The sequence below is a fragment of the Grimontia kaedaensis genome (assembly GCF_023746615.1).
Classification (GTDB): Bacteria; Pseudomonadota; Gammaproteobacteria; order Enterobacterales; family Vibrionaceae; genus Enterovibrio; species Enterovibrio kaedaensis.
Genome location: NZ_CP082275.1, coordinates 1,714,789 through 1,733,042, shown reverse-complemented (window position 1 = coordinate 1,733,042; position 18,254 = coordinate 1,714,789). Strand labels below are relative to the sequence as shown.

14 protein-coding genes are annotated in these 18,254 nt (G+C 47.4%); 10 read left to right on the top strand and 4 right to left on the bottom strand.

Translation table 11 applies throughout. The annotated features are described in order from the left end of the window. Positions 1 to 15: 15 nt before the first annotated feature. Positions 16 to 999 (bottom strand): tripartite tricarboxylate transporter substrate binding protein, encoded by a 984-nt coding sequence (locus K6Q96_RS07970; RefSeq protein WP_251879326.1) that lies wholly within the window; start codon positions 997 to 999, stop codon positions 16 to 18. Positions 1,000 to 1,306: 307 nt separating this feature from the next. Between K6Q96_RS07970 and K6Q96_RS07965 the strand changes: the two genes are divergently transcribed. The 4 genes from K6Q96_RS07965 (at position 1,307) to K6Q96_RS07950 (ending at position 6,159) form a co-directional block, all read left to right on the top strand. Beyond that, on the top strand, positions 1,307 to 2,920 hold the full coding sequence (locus K6Q96_RS07965; RefSeq protein WP_251879324.1) for an ATP-binding protein: 1,614 nt from the start codon (positions 1,307 to 1,309) through the stop codon (positions 2,918 to 2,920). A gap of 39 nt (positions 2,921 to 2,959) precedes the next feature. Next, positions 2,960 to 3,667: a response regulator gene (locus tag K6Q96_RS07960; protein WP_251879323.1), complete on the top strand. Its 708-nt coding sequence runs from the start codon at positions 2,960 to 2,962 to the stop codon at positions 3,665 to 3,667. Positions 3,668 to 4,114: 447 nt separating this feature from the next. Further along, positions 4,115 to 5,011 (top strand): DNA-3-methyladenine glycosylase family protein, encoded by an 897-nt coding sequence (locus tag K6Q96_RS07955; RefSeq protein ID WP_251879321.1) that lies wholly within the window; start codon positions 4,115 to 4,117, stop codon positions 5,009 to 5,011. 128 nt (positions 5,012 to 5,139) lie between these two features. Then, positions 5,140 to 6,159: an SH3 domain-containing protein gene (locus tag K6Q96_RS07950; RefSeq protein ID WP_251879319.1), complete on the top strand. Its 1,020-nt coding sequence runs from the start codon at positions 5,140 to 5,142 to the stop codon at positions 6,157 to 6,159. Between the two features lie 62 nt (positions 6,160 to 6,221). Here the strand turns inward: K6Q96_RS07950 and K6Q96_RS07945 are convergent, their stop codons facing one another. Continuing rightward, the gene (locus K6Q96_RS07945; protein ID WP_251879317.1) at positions 6,222 to 7,469 is read right to left on the bottom strand and encodes a hypothetical protein; all 1,248 of its coding nucleotides are present in this window, start codon (positions 7,467 to 7,469) and stop codon (positions 6,222 to 6,224) included. A 615-nt stretch (positions 7,470 to 8,084) separates the two neighbouring features. Between K6Q96_RS07945 and K6Q96_RS07940 the strand changes: the two genes are divergently transcribed. From K6Q96_RS07940 to K6Q96_RS07925, 4 genes are all read left to right on the top strand, one after another. Then, complete coding sequence (locus K6Q96_RS07940; RefSeq protein ID WP_251879315.1) at positions 8,085 to 9,485, top strand: L-cystine transporter; 1,401 nt, start codon at positions 8,085 to 8,087, stop codon at positions 9,483 to 9,485. A gap of 66 nt (positions 9,486 to 9,551) precedes the next feature. Continuing rightward, positions 9,552 to 10,889, top strand: coding sequence for a CoA-disulfide reductase (locus tag K6Q96_RS07935; RefSeq protein ID WP_251879313.1), 1,338 nt, complete (start codon positions 9,552 to 9,554; stop codon positions 10,887 to 10,889). A 254-nt stretch (positions 10,890 to 11,143) separates the two neighbouring features. Further along, positions 11,144 to 12,571 carry an NAD-dependent succinate-semialdehyde dehydrogenase gene (locus tag K6Q96_RS07930; RefSeq protein WP_251879312.1) on the top strand — a complete coding sequence of 476 codons (1,428 nt, stop codon included), beginning with the start codon at positions 11,144 to 11,146 and terminating at the stop codon, positions 12,569 to 12,571. A 316-nt stretch (positions 12,572 to 12,887) separates the two neighbouring features. Next, positions 12,888 to 13,376: a hypothetical protein gene (locus K6Q96_RS07925; protein WP_251879310.1), complete on the top strand. Its 489-nt coding sequence runs from the start codon at positions 12,888 to 12,890 to the stop codon at positions 13,374 to 13,376. Positions 13,377 to 13,431: 55 nt separating this feature from the next. Here the strand turns inward: K6Q96_RS07925 and K6Q96_RS07920 are convergent, their stop codons facing one another. Next, positions 13,432 to 13,683, bottom strand: coding sequence for a hypothetical protein (locus K6Q96_RS07920; RefSeq protein WP_251879309.1), 252 nt, complete (start codon positions 13,681 to 13,683; stop codon positions 13,432 to 13,434). 189 nt (positions 13,684 to 13,872) lie between these two features. On the opposite strand from K6Q96_RS07920, the gene K6Q96_RS07915 reads away from it, so the two are divergent. Together K6Q96_RS07915 and K6Q96_RS07910 are read left to right on the top strand one after the other, a co-directional pair. Beyond that, complete coding sequence (locus tag K6Q96_RS07915) at positions 13,873 to 14,886, top strand: TAXI family TRAP transporter solute-binding subunit (protein WP_251879307.1); 1,014 nt, start codon at positions 13,873 to 13,875, stop codon at positions 14,884 to 14,886. Positions 14,887 to 14,978: 92 nt separating this feature from the next. Continuing rightward, positions 14,979 to 17,114 (top strand): TRAP transporter permease, encoded by a 2,136-nt coding sequence (locus K6Q96_RS07910; RefSeq protein WP_251879305.1) that lies wholly within the window; start codon positions 14,979 to 14,981, stop codon positions 17,112 to 17,114. A 61-nt stretch (positions 17,115 to 17,175) separates the two neighbouring features. On the opposite strand, the gene K6Q96_RS07905 is transcribed toward K6Q96_RS07910, so the two are convergent. After that, the gene (locus tag K6Q96_RS07905) at positions 17,176 to 18,162 is read right to left on the bottom strand and encodes a chemotaxis protein CheV (protein ID WP_251879303.1); all 987 of its coding nucleotides are present in this window, start codon (positions 18,160 to 18,162) and stop codon (positions 17,176 to 17,178) included. Between the last annotated feature and the right edge of the window lie 92 nt (positions 18,163 to 18,254).

Sequence of the window (18,254 nt, the reverse complement as noted above, 5' to 3'; positions counted from 1 at the left end):
CCTTTTTGTTGAGGCTTAGCGCAGGAAGCCAAGCTCTTTCATTAGTGAACCCACTTCTTGCTCCTGACCTTCAAGGAAAGTCACGAACTCAGCACGAGGTTTGAAGATTTCGATCCAACCATTACGGTCACGAACTTCCGCCCATTCATCGGTCGAATACATTTTCTCCAGTACTGCAGCGTATTCATCCGCTTGTGCATCAGACAAACCCGGTGCGGCAAAGAAACCACGCCAGTTAGTGAACTCTGCATCAACACCCAGCTCTTTCAGAGTAGGAACGTCCGCAGCTGCAGGAGAGCGCTCTGGACCTGTCATAGCCAGAATGCGAACTTCGCCTGCATCTTTGAGTGCCAGTGCTTCTGAGAAACCGGTAGACAGCAGTTGAGCTTCACCTGACAGAATGCCAGCCATTGCTTTACCACCTGCATCGTAAGCGACGTATTTCAGTTTCTTAGGATCACCGCCCGCTGCTTTGAATGCTTGAGCCGCAACCAAGTGGTCCATGCTGCCTCGCGCAGAACCACCTGCGATCGCAATAGAACGTGGGTTTTCTTTGTAGTCAGCCAAAACCTCAGCGAAAGTTTGGTATTTGGAGCTGCTTGGCACCACGAAAGCCGCATAGTCACCAATCGTCGCGGCGATTGGCGTCAGGTCGCGGAAAGACTGAGGGAAAACTTTGGAAAGTGAGCGAATAACAATCGGGGTTGAATTCACCATCAGCGTGTTGTCAGCTTGATCAGCTGTTTCGATCAGGTGCGCAATCGCCTTACCGCCGCCGCCACCAGACATATTTTCATAAGAAACAGTTTCAACAAGACCTGCTTTAGACAATGCCTCACCGGTACCGCGCGCAGTGCCATCCCAGCCACCACCTGCACCACCAGGGATTAGGAAATGAACTTCTTCAACAGCAGCATTAGCTATTCCCGCACTCAGTGCAGACGTGAGCGCCAATGCAGCAACGAATGAACGTTTTTTGGCGAACAGATTTGAAATCATAGGTTTTTCCTCGTGTCGTTCCGTCCTCTGGACGAGATAGATGTATGCCGAAACTCCGCTCAAGATGGCGTTTTAGCGCAATGCGCCGTTTCGGTATCTTTGCCCTACTCTTTCAAACTATTTGGTGACCTCAGATCTGAAAAGCTTGTGTATTTAATGTTTTTTTAAACCTTTAAAAACATTTTGTTCATATTGTTCACTTGCGTGATAAGGAACAAAGAATCATCATTTCAAGTAGATAGATAATAGCGAGTATGCTTAAACCACGAACTCGACCTCTTTCGTAAACAAAAGGTTTCACCTCTGGATGTTTTCACTTCGCGCGCTCAAGCTCAAAACCCGCATGATGCTGATCCTTGGCATGATGGCCTTGCTGCAAACTGGATTTATCGGTCTGTTTGCACTTTTCTATCTCTCTCATTCTCTCGACGAACAAATCAGCCAACGCGCTTTGAACGTGGCCAAAACCATTGCCGCCATGCCGGCCGTGGTTGAAGCCGCAGAACAAAGAGACAGTGAATACCTGCAACCGCTGGCGATTGATCTGGCAGAAGTGAATGACGCCCGGTTTGTCGTGATTGGAGACCGAAATGGCATACGACTCGCCCACCCATCTTGGGAGCGGGTGGGTAAACCCATGTATGACGATGACGGCGATTACAATGAGCCCGCCTTGCTTTACGGAAAACCCTATATTCAAAAAGCAACGGGTAGCCTTGGGGCGACAGTGAGAGGCAAAGCCCCAATATTTGATTCCAGTAGCGAAGAGGTCGCCGGTATTGTCTCGGTCGGTTTCTTGCTCAAATCCGTTGACGACATCATCAACCGCTATATCGCCACACTCTATATCGTTATCGCCATCAGCTTTTCGTTGAGTGTCTTGACGGGACTGTGGTTTGCTAACCACTTTAAAAAAGCGATTTTTGGCCTCGAACCTGAACAGATAGGTCGATTATTCCAAGAGAGAAACGCGACTCTTGAATCCGTCCGTGAAGGGATCATTGCCGTCAATAACAAAGGACGTATTACAACCTTCAACCGCGCTGCCGTTGAAACACTGGGATTAGATGCCAACACTAAGCTCACCGACCGCCCGATTGAAGAAGTGCTGCCAGACAGCCGTTTAATGGATGTGCTTAAATCCGGCAAACCGCATTTTGATAGAGAAATTTGGCTACAAGACAGAAACCTGATTGTGAACCGTCTCCCCCTGCTTCAGGACAACGAAATCACTGGTGTGGTATCGAGCTTTCGCCGTAAAGACGAGCTCGATGCCGTGAGTAAGCAGCTGACTCAAATCCAGCAATATGCGGATACGTTGCGCAGTCAGTCCCATGAGTATTCGAATAAACTCCATACCATTGCGGGTCTGATTCAGATTGGTGCTACTGAAGAAGCATTGGCACTCATTGGACAGGAAACCCAAAGCCATCAAGCACTGATTCATCTGATGGTTGAAGCCGTGCCGGATCCTATCCTCGCGGGCTGTTTGCTGGGGAAATACAACCGCGCCAAAGAACTGGGTTTACGCCTCGAAATCGACCCAGAAAGCTCAATGAAAGAGATTCCCGATCACATCCCTCGCGAAGAGTTAGTGAGTATCATCGGTAACTTGATCGACAATGCCCTTGAAGCCACGTTAAGCAACAAACGGTTGGAAGTCAGGCTATCCATGACCGATCTCGGCAATGACCTCATATTCGAGATAGAGGACGAAGGGCAAGGTATTCTCGAAGAGGACCATTCGCGCATCTTCCTTAAAGGTGTCACCAGCAAAAAAGGCGAAGGTCACGGCTATGGGCTTCATTTGGTACAAAAGCTTCTGCAAAAGCTCGGCGGTACCATTTTACTCGAGCCTGGCGATACCATGGGCAGCCGGTTTACCGTATATATCCCGAAATGCTCTGAAAGTCAGGGCTAAGATAAGAATAAGATACAAAACAAGGAGTCGTTAGTACCTATGACACAAAACATCCGCGTCGTTATCGCAGAAGATGACGTTCAAATCGCAGAGATTCAAAAACGCTTTCTTGAACGTATCGAGGGCGTCGAACTTGTCGGCATCGCGCATACGCTTGAAGATGCGGAAGATTTGGTGGATGTATTCAAACCCGAACTCTTGCTTCTCGATAACCACTTCCCTAATGGAACAGGCCTTGAGCTTCTCCGTAAATTACGCGCAAACAATAGCGAAACTGATGTCATTCTCATCACAGCGGCCAAAGAGGTCGATACCTTGCGTGAAGCGTTACGCAGCGGCGTATTCCACTACATCCTCAAACCTCTGGTGTTCGAACGCTTAAAAGAAGCCATTCATCAATACGCCGCGCATCTTGAAAAATTGCATGCAATGGATGATTTGGTTCAAACCGACGTCGATACCTTATTACCACAACGTGCGGTAAGTACGGGTACAGCGTCACAAGAAATCGCCAGTTCTATTCAACGGCTGCCAAAAGGGATTGATGGCATCACACTAGATAAAATCCGTACAGTGTTCTCTGATTCAGACGCCTCCCTCAACGCAGAAGAAGTTGGTGCTATGATCGGCGCGAGCCGCACCACGGCAAGACGCTACCTCGAATACATGGTCAGCACCCAGGAATTGGAAGCACAGGTTAATTACGGCAGCGTCGGTCGACCAGAACGCAGATACATCTCCGCATAATCCTTTGCAGACCGAGAAAATACTCGTGTGCCTGTGACCTCGGTTGAATAATTCAAATGAGTCATATTTAGTTATAGTGCTTTATACCCAAACGACCTGAAGATGCTCGCATTCAGAGGTCATCAATGCGTTCAATTCGAGGCAAATTTCACGAGGAATAGTCATTCTATTTCCGTGGAATTTAACAAAGAAGTGGGCGCATTGAGGGCCTCCCTTCGGGCGAGTTGACTGACGCCGTGCTCCTTGTTGTTCCTTTTTGATGGAGGTGACTACACCAACAAAGGAATGCCGCGATCACAACGCCAGTCAAGCTCGCTGAATACTGCATCTTCAGGTTGTTTGGGTATTAAGACTTATTTATCGCATTTCCATTCGCGGATTGCTTAGTCTTGTCATTCGCGCTTGGGCAATGAATATACCCAACACTTCTCAACGGAGTCAGAGACTATGAGCCATGCTCCCCTTTCAGTAACAACGCCACTACCTGAGAGCTTTCGACACCAAGATTTTCTGACTTTTCATCGAAGGGACAAAACCGAGCTTGCGGAAAAAGTTGACTGCAGTGAGGTTATTAAAGGGATCACTTTACAAGGTGTACCCACCTTGCTTCATCTAACCCTCTCTGACAAAACGGCTCGCTTGAGTATTCACTCAGACGCTGAAGAATGCCGAATGACGGAAGAGGAACTCCAGTATCTTCTGAAACACATGCTCGGACTGCGCCAAACCACCGATGAATTTGAATTTGAGTATCGCGCTCACCCAGAACTATCTCGCCTGTTAAACCATTCTGCAGGTCTCAGAATTCCACAAACTGTCACGCCTTTTGAAGCCATTACCTGGGCGATTACGGGGCAGCTTATCAGCGTAGAAGCTGCCGTTTCTATTCGACGCAGATTAATAGAAGCGACTGGCGTGCAGCATAGCAGTGGCATGTGGTGCTTGCCTGACGAAAAGATTCTGGCTAGAACGGAAATTGAAACATACCGAAGCTGCGGATACTCAAACAGTAAAGCCACAACCATTCAACGTATCGCTCAAGCCTTGGTAGACGGCAGCCTGTCTCTGTCGTTAGATGCAGACCCCAAAGAGATCGGAGAACAACTTCTTGCTATCAAAGGCGTGGGGCCTTGGACGGTCAGCTATACCCTCTTGCGTGGATTCGGCTGGTTGGATGGTTCACTTCATGGCGATGTCGCCGTCCGCAGAAGCCTTCAACAGTTGTTAGGGTTGGAAGAAAAGCCAACGGAGAAGGAAACCAAACAATGGCTTGCGTCTTTTTCTCCTTATCGGGCATTGGTCGCTGCACATTTATGGGCGATGGATTCGGACAAGAGCTACTAACCCGCTCACTTCTCTAGCAATTTGATGCATTAGCAGGCACTTGAACATCTTAACGTGCCACAGTTGCGGAACCCTCATGATCATTGCGGTATGCTCCACGCCCTCGTACCGTGATCAATGACACATTTATGCTTTACAAAAACATGTTGGGTTATCGTTACCCTAAAGGGCCGTTTGCCATGATCAGCGTGTACACCTTTACCGGTGCCGCTGTTGTTACCTCTACGGTCTTTTCGCTGCTGCTATTCCTTTCCATTGATGACAACACCATGATGAAAGTGTTGTTTGGTACTTTGGCGATCATTTTTGAAGCCGGTAAGTTCTATGCTTGGTATGAGTTTGGTGAACGCCGTGCACACAAAAACTACACAGGCGCAATGACAGCATTGGTCTTCTACTTGGTGCTGGCTGCCATTTCGATTGGTGGGAGTATTGGCGGTATCAACAGTGCCACCAATAAAGCACAGGGGGTTATCTCCATTCAGGAAGCTAAAGTTGCTGCTTATGACAGACAAATCGCCGCCATAGAAAAACAAATTGAGCTCAATAACCTCGCTGCAGAGAAGTACATCGAAATGGAACGCATCGCGACTGGTGTGACCCGTATTCAACAGCAAAATAACAAGCTTCGTGAAGAGCAAATCAAGTTGGCAACTGAACGCGACTCACTGCCCCCTGTCACGCAAGGTTCCGCCATTGGGTTAATTGATAGCCTGGAAGATGCATTTAGTGTTTCACAGCAGGCCGCACAATTTGGTCTCGTGGTCTTCCTTTCTATTCTGCTTGATCTGTTTGCCGCTTTCTTTGTTGGCGTGATTGGCGAAGAGCTGCGCTTCCGCCGCTTTTACCAGCATCACGCGGAAGTTGATATTACGCCGGACGAAGTCAGCAAGCCGATTGGCTATCTGGAGCATAAGCCGGACTTAGGTGAATCATTTACTTCAAATTCTGGATCAGTTGAAGACGAACTATCACTTGAAGAAAAAGTGAAAAAGGCAGTTCAAGACGGTGTGATAACTTGCTCTAAGAAGGCCGTTGGCAAACACTTCCTGCTATCAAATGATGATGTGGATTCTCTGTTTGAAGCAATGATGCAAGGTGGCCTCATTGACAAGAAAGCGAACAATCATTACTACTTGGTAGCATGAGCCAGTACAAAATGAAAAAGAGCGCGTTAAGCGCTCTTTTCTTTTGGACGATTGTTTAACGACTATAGTCCGCCAACGGATTCGGCACCGACTTCAGCCGCATTGTTATCTTCCTTTGGCTTGATGGTATCTATCACCATCTTGAGATCATCAATCAACCCTTCGTTCTTGCTGTTTTGCGCTTCCAATGTGGTGACCTGAGCGGTCAGTGATTCTTTCTCTTGTTGCGATACCGATAAATCCGATTGAACTTTGTCTAACTCACTCATTAACTTGGCAAACTGAGGATCTACATCCGGTTTCTCCGTTAACGCATTACTACGCATCTGTGCTTTTTCCTCCAGCACCAAGGCTTGTTGCTGCATATTTTGATTGCGAAGATCTAACCCTTCCATGGCTTGGGCTATGGCATGGAGGCGGTTTTCTAGTTCAAGAATTAGTGGTTCAAACTTCCCGTCATCAACATTTCGGAAGCGCTTTACCTCCTGACCAATATGTTTCACGTGGTCAATTTCGAACTGCACGGCAGCCACTGCGATATTTATTGATTCTATGTCCCGAGGGTTTACATTTACCGCCGCAACCGCTTGTTCGAGTGATGCTTCAGATTTAGTAAAGCTGATAGGTGCCACTGACTTGAATCCTTCCCTGCGAAGTAAAGTGATTTGATCTTTGAGTGGCGCAACATGGGTTTTCAACACCACTGCTATCTCAAGCTTTTTTGCATTCTCCAGAAATACAGCCTGTTTTACCTGAGCATCGTCGATATCGTTGTCTGCGACATAAGCAAACAGTTTTCTGTAATCAGAAGACAAGCGCTTATAACGGGAAGCGTACAGCTCATCGGCTCCGATTTCGTTGAGATAAGCCATTTCGACCATGGCCTCAGCCAATAAGGAATCTGCCGTTGCCTTAAGTGTTTGCAACTCATCATAGAGTTTAGCGACCTCAGTCAGGCGCTTATCAAACGTCTCGACGTATGTCCCATCAGAAAACATAGAGTAGTCTTTCGTCGCTTTTTCTGGGTTTGATGCAAAGTCTTCGTAGACATCGACAGCTTCATCCCATGCATCAAACAAATCATCGACCAGATCATCATCGTAAAGACGCAGCGATTTACTTTCATCCATCTTTGCCAACCAGTTTTCATAGTCAGCTCTGGATGCTTCGTAAATCTTCAGTGTATTCTGATTTTCCTGAGCTGGAAGATTGGTATCGGAGGCGACTTGTCGTGGTTCACTGGTTGATTGACAGGCGCTGAGCAAAGATGCAAAGGTGGCGGCATAAAAGACCGCATTAAGCTTGTTCATCGGCTAATCCCCTAGGTCACTGAATCCGATCTGACGAACATTCAGATCATCATTATTTTATTTTTCTGAAAGTTAGCTGCCACTTTTAGATTTGAGTGATCTCGGTCACTTCACCTTAAAGTTAGACTAGCGGTTGAGGTGAGGAGGCCTGATTTACGTGATCATGACCACGCTAAAATTTGTAAATTTTACACGACGATATCCCGTATTTAGGAGAAGATAATTTTGCTTTAAAAGAGGTAAATCCAGTTTTAGATTTAATTAAAAAACCCTAAATTAAAACCCTTAGTAAAATAATATTTAAGAGATAAATAATCGAATAAAATGTTATTCTTTAGTTAATTTAATTATCTCAAATATACATTTTATTGTGAGTTAAGATTCTTATTCATCCAATATTCGTCGAATTCATATCTTATAACGATTAGTAATATAGATCTCGTTTATATGCTTAAGCCTTTAGCTATATGATTCGCCGCAACCACGCTTGCTTACTGAAACCAGGTATTCTCGAGGACAATCTTCACGCCTGAATGATTCGAACCCACTGGTTAATAGTATTTATTTTTTATTTGTTTCAGTTTTTCACGCTAATTTTTCAAGGATTATTATAAAATGACAATGAGCGTTATATTTAATCTCGCGATATTCATCGCGCTTGTTTATTTCCTTTATCAACTCCAAGCCAAGTATGTTCCTTTTACTAAACGTGTTTTTGCTGGCTTGGGCTTAGGTGTTGTTTTTGGTGGATTGCTGCAACTGTTTTACGGTGCAGGATCAGACATCATTGCCACCAGCATCGACTACTTCGACATCGTCGGCAAAGGCTATGTAAAGTTGCTGCAGATGATCATCATCCCTCTGGTGATGGTGTCTATCATCTCAGCGATTCTTAAGCTGAACGGCGGCACCTCAGTGGGAAAAATCAGTGCGATGAGCATTGGCGTGTTGGTGATTACAACCATGATTGCAGCTCTAGTTGGTATTGCATGGTCGCTGCTGTTCGGTTTGAGTGCTGAAGGCCTGACAGCGGGTGCAGCTGAAGTAGCCCGTGGTCAGTCATTGGAAGCAAATCTGGGCCGTATCGAAAGCCTCTCTTTCGCCAACATGATTCTGGAGTTCATTCCTGCCAATCCATTCCAAGACATGACTGGCTCTCGCAAAACATCGACCATCGCTGTTGTTATCTTCTCAATTTTCATTGGCCTTGCCGCAACAGGCATTTCCGCCAAGAGGCCTGAAATTTACTCCTCATTCGAACACTTCATCAAAGTGGCACAAGCCATTGTGATGCGTATAGTGACTATGGTGCTGCGTCTCACGCCATACGGTGTTTTGGCGCTGATGACCAAAGTGATTTCAGGTTCAAACTACGCTGACATCATCAATCTCGCTAACTTCGTTTTTGCTTCTTATGGCGCGCTGATCACCATGTTCGTCATTCACCTGTTGATCATTTCGCTGGTTGGCCTTAACCCGATTCGCCATCTGAAGAAAATCATCCCGGTACTGACCTTTGCATTTACATCCCGTTCAAGCGCAGCAACCATTCCTTTGAATGTGCGTACACAGGAACAGGCGCTTGGCGTACCGAGTGGCATCGCCAACTTTGCAGCATCATTTGGTGCGACGATTGGCCAGAACGGCTGCGCAGGTATCTATCCTGCCATGCTGGCCGTAATGATTGCGCCGACACTGGGTATTAATCCACTGGATATTGGCTTCCTGGTTCCACTGATTGCCATCATTACTATCAGCTCCTTTGGCGTTGCAGGTATTGGTGGTGGCGCAACGTTCGCTGCCTTGATCGTACTGTCAGCAATGGATTTCCCGGTTGCGTTGGCTGGCCTTCTGATTTCGATTGAACCTCTGATCGACATGGGGCGTACCGCGCTGAATGTTTCAGGCTCAATCACAGCAGGTTCAGTCACCAGTAAGTTGATGGGTCAGACTAATATGACCGTTTTCAACGACGACAAATCGCTTAATCTTGATGGCGAAGACGCCACGGCATAAGCACTCATCTAATTGCAATCGGGGGCATCACGCCCCTTTTTCCTGTTCTACCTATAGGTTCAAACCATGAACTTCGTTATTATCGGCGGCGAAGCAGCAGGCATGAGTGCTGCGGCCAAAGCTCGTCGCGTTAATCCAAACGCTACCATCACAGTCTATGAAGCGTCAGAAATCATCTCATTCGGTGCATGCGGCCTTCCCTACTATGTCGCTGATGAGTTTCAGGATGCTGGCTATATGTCAGAGTTCACGCCCGCACAGTTTGCTGAACGCGGCATTACCGTGAAAACCGGCCATCGCATCACCAAGCTGGATGCTGAACGAAAGAAATTGGAGATCGTCCATCAGGGCGAAACGTTCATCGCAGAGTATGACCGTCTGATGATTGCCACAGGCGCGCGAGAGGTGTTGCCTCCGGTTTCTGGCCTCGACAAACAAGGCGTTCATACGCTTCGCGTCATGCAGGATGGTATTTCGCTAAAAGAAGCGATTCAGAACGAGTCGTGTCAGCATGTCACTGTGATTGGTTCTGGTTTTATTGGCCTTGAAGTCGCAGAAGCCATGATTCACCAAGGTAAAAAAGTTCGCCTGATTGAACGTGCTGAGCGCCTGATCCCAGATGCATTTGATGCGGAAATTAGCGTTCATTTTTCGTCTGAACTGGAAAAAGCGGGTGTTGAAATTCACACTGGCGAATCTCTGAAAAACGTTTTGGGCGAAGAGAAAGTTTCTGGTATTGAAACAGACAAGGGCCAATACGCAACAGATTTGGTCGTCGTGTGTACGGGCGTTAAACCAAACACCGAATTCCTGAAAGAGACTGGCATCAATACCTTAGATAACGGCGCTATTGTGGTAGATCGTCAAGGTAAAACGTCTCTGACCGATGTTTGGGCTGCTGGTGACTGCGCTACAATCTGGCATTCAGTATCCGGCGAGAATGTTTATATTCCGCTTGCTACTGGCGCTAATAAGCTCGGCCGAATGATTGGCGACAACATCGTACAAGTTGAGGGTGAACCATTGGAATTCCCGGGCTCTTTGGGTACCAGCTGTGTTCGCGTTCTGGGCTTGGAAGCAGGTCGCACTGGCCTATCTGAACAAGAAGCCCTTCGCGCTGGCTTTAAGGTGAAAACCGTCACAATCAAAGACAAATGCCACACCAACTACTGTGAAGGTCAGTCCGATATGCACATGAAGCTTGTGTATGAAGAGGGCTCAAAGCGTATTTTGGGTGCACAAATCATTGGCTATAAAGGTGCAGTTCACCGTATCGATGCCATGGCTATTGCAGTAAGCACAGGATTGAGCACGAGCCAATTGGGAATGATGGACTTTGCGTATGCCCCACCATTCGCACGTACGTGGGATATTATGAACGTGGCAGGAAATGTCGCGAAGTAATATTCGCGATGAGACTCCTATACCCAAATGACTTGTGAATCATGCATCTTCAGGTTGTTTGGGTGCATAATAGCCAGCACTCATGCTGGCTATTTAACACCCTTTCAAAAATCACCGTTCAATATATTTCACAAATCACAATCTTACTAACTTCCTACCTCGGTTTTACTGCATCCCCTGTGTATTCCTTGCACGCCCCTATTCCTAAAGTTAGGCTAGTGATAAATCACTCGGTTTACTGAATGGAAGCCATCATGGAACAGATTAAGAACCGCTCGCTACTCTCTGTTATGTGCGAAACCACGAACAGTGCTATCGCTGTCGATAACCCGGCCACCGGAGGCATACTGGGTTATGTCCCTAATCACAGTAAACAAGAAATAGAAAGTGCAGTCAGCAAAGCTGCTGAAGCGCAAAAGGTTTGGGCCAAGCAAACGGCGAAACAGCGAAGTGAGATTCTACTCCGATGGTTTAACCTTTTGATGGAAAATCAGGAGGATTTAGCCCGAATCATGACATTGGAACAAGGCAAACCACTTGCCGAATCACGCGGTGAAGTGGCCTATGGCGCTTCATTCATCCAATGGTTTGCAGAGGAAGGTAAACGTACTTACGGGGAGACAATTCCTACCCCAATGGCCGATCGCAGGATCATGACTATCCGCCAGCCTGTTGGTGTTGCAGCTGCTATCACCCCATGGAACTTCCCCATCGCGATGATCACCCGTAAAGCAGCGCCAGCTCTTGCGGCAGGATGCAGTTTTGTCGCTAAGCCCGCAGCGCAAACACCGTTGAGCGCTTACGCCGCCGCAGAGCTTGCCTATCAAGCAGGTTTACCCCGAGATTTGTTAGCGATTGTCACCACCACAGATGCAGTAATGGCGGGCGAACTCTTCTGCAGCAGTGAGCAAATTCAAAAGATCTCCTTTACCGGCTCCACCAATGTTGGCCGCATCCTGATGAAACAAAGCGCTGAAAGCGTGAAGCGAGTTTCTATGGAGCTTGGCGGCAATGCTCCGTTTATCGTGTTTGATGACGCGGACATCGATGCGGCAGTCAAAGGGGCAATTGCCTCAAAATTCCGCAATGCGGGCCAAACCTGTGTCTGTGCGAACCGTTTCTATGTGCAGGACTCTGTCTATGATGAATTTGTCAGTAAATTCTCTAAAGCCGTATCTGAGTTGAAAATCGGCCATGGCCTTGAAGAAGGCGTGTCGATAGGGCCTCTGATTGACGATAACGCCAAAAACAAAGTCCAGCGTCTGATTGCAGGTGCCACTGAACAGGGTGCGAAAGTGGCCGTCGGAGGAAAAGATCATGGTGGTCGATTCTTTGAGCCGACGGTTCTCACGGATGTCACTCACAACATGGCCATTGTGCAGGAAGAAATATTTGGCCCAATCGCACCCGTTATCCGATTCCATGACGATGAATCGCTGATTCAAATGGCTAACGACACCATCTATGGCCTCGCCAGCTACTTCTACAGCAAAGACATCAACCGTATTTTCGCCATTGCTGAAGCCCTGGATTACGGCATGGTCGGCGTCAATGAAGGTGTTATCTCTACTGAAGTGGCCCCATTTGGTGGCGTTAAACAGTCAGGTATTGGCCGGGAAGGCGCGAAACAAGGCATCGATGAATACCTGAATACCAAGTATATCTGCCTCGGCGGCATGTAACCTTTAATGATATCTTACAGAACAGAGAAAAAGCAGGAGCGAAACTTCTGCTTATTCTTTTGTTTAGATAGCACAAAACATATACAAAATTCGTTTAACGCCAAGAAATCCCTTTCATTCACTTTTGCGCTCATAACATTCACTAATCATTAACGAATTTCCTCTAAATAAGTAAGTGACTGTTGAAAATCCGCATAAAAATTCTGCAATCAAACTTCACAAAGGTGGGTCTTTTCCTTTAATGTGAAGCGCAACAGTGTTTTTTCGTGCCACAGTGCGAAACTACGCCCAACTCAAAAAGAACAAAGGTAAAAAGATGTCTGACGTACCTTCAGCTGTTGTAGAAGTCGCAGCTAATGCACAAACCGTTGCTGAATCTTCCGGTTCCGTATGGCCATACGTGGTTGGCGGTATCGCTCTTGTCGTCGCAGCGGGTTTTTGGGGTTACAAAATGGTAAGCCGCCCTACTTTCATCATTAAACAGATTCGTCGCCGCAATCTGAAAGCGATGAAGAAAGAAGGCATTGAGAGCTCAGAAGCAACCAGCGATTTAGATAGACTGCTGACAGCGATTGAAGAGCATGCGGTAGCGAATAAAATGTCGGGCGCTGACATGATTAAACTTTTAGCGCCTCTTAACGACCAGAACCGTATGAAATCAGCAAAAGACATGTACCTCACCATGCAGCACATTGCCCGTGAAGTGGGTAATACCAAACTGGCGGGTGAATTCAAAGGTAAATCTAGTGGCGTTAAATCTGGCTCCAAATTGATGGCAGGCCTGTTCAAGCGCGCAGGCATCTAAGCCTAGCTTCAACATCGCGAAAGGCACCTCAGGGTGCCTTTTTCATTTCTTCTTCTCATTTCATTGCCGCTTTACCACCAATAATTTTGTAGGCGGGCGTTCCCCTTACCAATGTCTCCCTCGCAAACACGTTGCCGCAAGAAGGACATTCACAGGGCGTTTCGGTGTAATCAATGACGATACGCTCTTTGAAACACTTCACCAAAGACCCTTTCCCGCCTTTCTTGTATTTGAACAACATCGCCTTGCATTTAGTGCAGATGATATCGACTGATCGCTCCGGCAATTTCTTGTTGGGTTTCGCCACGTTACCTCCAATGATCCTTTGGCGATTCTAACCTAAGACTAAAGTCTTAAACCAACAGAAAAACTGAGAGAAGGCTTATGTTTATCAGAGCCAATTAACATAATCTTTACAAGCTCAGCTATTCTTTGCGGGATATCTTCGGCATGAAAAGCACCGACTCTACGGATACCTCTAACATTGGAGTGTTGTATGAAAATCAAATCCTTAGTGAAGACCCTCTCACTGGCAACAGCGATTGTTACCGCTGGCATGGGCAGCGCAACTGCTCAAGACCGTGACTACATCCTCGCAACGGCATCGACTGGTGGTACCTATTATCCAGTTGGTGTGGCACTGGCAACATTGAGCAAAGTAAAACTGGAACCTAAGCATAAGTTTTCCCTTTCAGCGATCAGCTCTGCCGGCTCCGGTGAAAACGTAAAACTGCTGCGTGAAAACGAAGCTCAGTTCGCTATTTTGCAAGGTCTTTACGGCGCTTGGGCATGGAATGGTGAAGGCAAAGTGAAACAAGCGGGTCCTCAGAAAGAGCTGCGTTCTGTCTCCATGCTATGGCAAAACGTAGAGCACTTTATTGTAATGAGTGAGCTGGCAAAAACCGGCACCATGACAGACATGAACGCAATGGATGGCAAAAAGTTCTCCATTGGTAAAAAGAACTCTGGTACAGAAGGTTCTGGCCTACAAATTCTTTCTGGACTGAATGTTAACACCGACAAATTCAACATGGCCCACTTGGGTTACGGTGCCAGTGCAGACGCACTACAAAATGGCAACATTGAGGGCATGAACACGCCTGCTGGTGTCCCTGTCAGCGCAGTCACCCGTGCTTATGCGGCAATGGGCGATAAAATCAGAATCCTGAACTTCACTGACGAGCAAGTGAAAGAAGCAAACGGCAGCTACAACCTATGGACCCGATATGTGATTGAACCAAACACTTATCCTGGCCAGACTGAAGCTGTTGAAACTATCGCACAGCCAAACTTCCTTGCCGTGCGCAGCGACATCAGCGATGAAGATGTTTACCTGCTGACGAAGACTATCTATGAAAACCTCGCTTTCCTGAATGGCATACATAAAGCGACAAAGGCAATGTCTCTGCAAAAAGCAATCGATGGTTTGCCAGTACCCCTTCACCCTGGTGCGGCACGATTCTACAAAGAGCAAGGTCTGACGATTCCAGACCACCTTGTTAGTCAATAAATCTTAAGCAATAAGGCGCTGATAGTTTCAGCGCCTCTTCTTTGTTTCCAGCCCAACAGGACGTCGTGCCTTCTCTGCACGCTAGAGGGAATATGACCGATAAATCTTCCAGCGCTGATTCGCCTCAGGAACTCGAAACCGAACTCTCCCAGTTTGAACTCACTCAGCGGACCGACTTCCCGCTGATCACCCGCATTGTCACTGTGTTCGGAATTGCGCTTTCACTTGTTCACATTTGGTTTAACACATTCGCCACCCTACCCGAGCTCTGGGTCTCTGCTGCCCATTTCGCAGGCTTTTCGGTGATGTGTGCATTGACCTATCCCGCGGCGGCAAAATGGCGAAATAGCCGTTTTGCGCTGGCGATCGATATTGGTATTGCAGTCGCCGCGATTGCCTGTTTGGTTTACGTAATTTTTGCGGAAGACGCACTGTACGAACGAGGGGTCACCTTCGTGACCAGTGATTGGGTATTTTCCGTTATTGCCATATTGATTGCGCTAGAACTTATCCGACGCACCATGGGATGGTTTATCCCTTGCCTGATTATTGTCGCACTGACTTATGTGGTTTGGTGGGGAAGCTGGCTGGACGGCATTTTCGCTTTCCCGGGGCTTTCCGCAGAGACCATGCTGTATCGCGCCTTTTATAGTTCAGAAGGCATGTTTGGCCCGATTTCCCGCATTTCATGGAGCTATGTCTTCATGTTTATTTTGTTTGGGGCGTTTCTGGTCAAATCCGGTGCAGGTGATTACATCATCAATGTTTCCCGGGCTGCAGCAGGTAAAATCATCGGAGGCCCAGGTTTTGTTGCCGTATTGGGTTCTGGCTTAATGGGTTCGGTCTCCGGCTCCAGTGTCGCCAATACGGTATCTACTGGTGTCATTACCATTCCTTTAATGAAGAAAGCGGGCTTTCCACCAAAGTTTGCAGCAGGCGTGGAAGCCGCAGCATCGACAGGCGGACAGCTCATGCCACCTGTCATGGGGGCTGGCGCCTTTATCATGGCGTCATACACCCAGATTCCGTACGTCGAAATCATCGCGGTGTCATTCGCTCCTGCACTGATTTATTTCCTGTCAGTGGCGTTTTTCGTTCGCATTGAAGCAAAACGTTCCGGAGTTCATCAACTGGAAACCGACACGCCTTCGATGTTCTCGGTATTGGCGTCAGGCTGGCACTATCTTATCCCTCTCGCTGTGCTTGTTGCCCTGTTGGTGATGGACTTTACCCCAACGTATGCAGCCGGTATTTCGATTATTTCCGTGGTCGTCGCTTCTTGGTTATCTCCAAATCGAATGGGCGTGGCGGACATCTTCGATGCGCTAGCCCAAGGTGCTCGCAACATGGCGACCACCGCTGTGTTACTGACAGGAATTGGTCTGGTGGTGAACGTCATCAGTACGACTGGCATAGGTAATACCTTCTCTCTGATGATCAATGATTGGGCGGGTGGCAGCCTGTTTATCATGATTGTGTTGGTCGCACTCGCTTCTCTGATTTTGGGTATGGGTTTGCCAGTCACCGCTTCCTATATCGTTCTGGGTACCCTTTCGGCGCCCGCACTTTATGGCTTGATAGCTGAGCAACAGTTGCTGGAACTTCTTACGACAGGTCAGCTCCCAGAAGAGGCCAAAACGATATTTATGCTGATAGCACCGGAGCAACTTGCCGCTTTGGGCTCGCCAATGTCATTTGAAATGGCAGTCGATTTGGTGGGCAAGGTGCCAGACGACTTTAAAGCGACCTTACTTGAGCAATCTCTTGGGCCTGTCACTGTCGGCTTGGCACTGCTGGCCGCGCACCTCATCATATTCTGGCTATCGCAGGACAGTAATGTTACGCCTCCGGTGTGTTTAACTGCCTTTGCAGCAGCAACTATTGCGCGCACTCCTCCAATGGCTACAGGGTTTAAGGCATGGAAAATCGCAAAAGGACTTTATCTGGTGCCACTACTCATGGCGTATACACCATTAGTCGCGGGAGATTTTCAGCAGGTTGTCATTGTCACCCTATTTGCCATTCTGGGCACCTGGGCGCTGGTTGCGGGCCTTGAGGGATATCTTGAAGGGCCAATTAATCCGCTATTCCGGATAGCAACATTCGGTATGGCGGCCTTGATGATGTGGCCAGGATTAGATATTTGGCTTCGTTTACTGGGTGCGGGGCTCTTTATCGCGCTGGTTGTATATTCATATAAAAAAGCTCCACCGTTGGTGACTGCCTAAATTCATGTTTACATAAAACAAGAAAAGCGCCTTCGCAGCGCTTTTTTCTTTTGTCGGGAGGTTACTTACCCTCTTTCAACACCAAGCTATCCATTAAACCTACCATTCGGCCAATTTCCGGTTTGGTGATGGTGTCGTCAGCGCCAAGGTCCAACGCTTTACGGCGATTGTCTTCACTCATAAGAGAAGAGAACATGACAATCGGAATGTCTTTGTATTCACCGATATCACGCAGTCTTTTCACTAAATGCAAGCCGTCCATTTTCGGCATTTCTACGTCAGATACCACGCCATCAACAAATTCTGTGATTGGCTGTTGTTCTTCAGTACAAAGCCGGACAAACTCGATCATGTTGTCGAGGCCTTCCTGGCCATCTTTCGCCGTTATCACGTTGTAACCCGCCGATCGCAGAGTGTTCTCAATCAAACGCCTGATAAACGCAGAATCATCAACCACAAGAATGGTCTTCGCCTCACGCTTTGCCATCATGGCGTCGTCAATAACCACAGATTTATCTTTTGTGACGTCGTATTTTTCCATGCTGAGTTCTGGGTTGATATCAGCAATGATTTTCTCAAAGTCCAGGATCATGATGAGATTGGTTTCCTGACGGACAACTGCCACCACGCAGTCTTGATCTGACGCTTCGAGAAATTGACTGGGAGATTCTACCTCTTCCCAAGAAATACGGTGTATCCGACTGACGCTATCTACCAAGAAGCCATTCGCCATCTTGTTAAAATCCGTCACGATGACAACTTTTTCATCGACATTATTCGTTGTGGGCACCCCCAACCAACTGGCTAAATCCACCAAAGGAATGAGTTTGCCCCGGAGAGAGAATACCCCCAACACATTAGGTTGCGCATTCGGGTAGTCGGTGGTCTCCGGCACACGAATGACTTCACGCACTTTGGCGACGTTAATTCCGTAATAGCAAACTTTCTTGGACCCATCGGGTAATAACTTTTCTAATCGAAACTCTATAATCTCGAGCTCATTGGTACCACTTTCTGTCAAGATTGATGTTTTAAGTTCTGTGCTCATACCAAATCTCAATGCATGTCGGGGCAAAAAACAGTAATGTCCTCTAACAGCATAGTCTTAATCTATCGACAGACGACTCAATTAGCGAAATT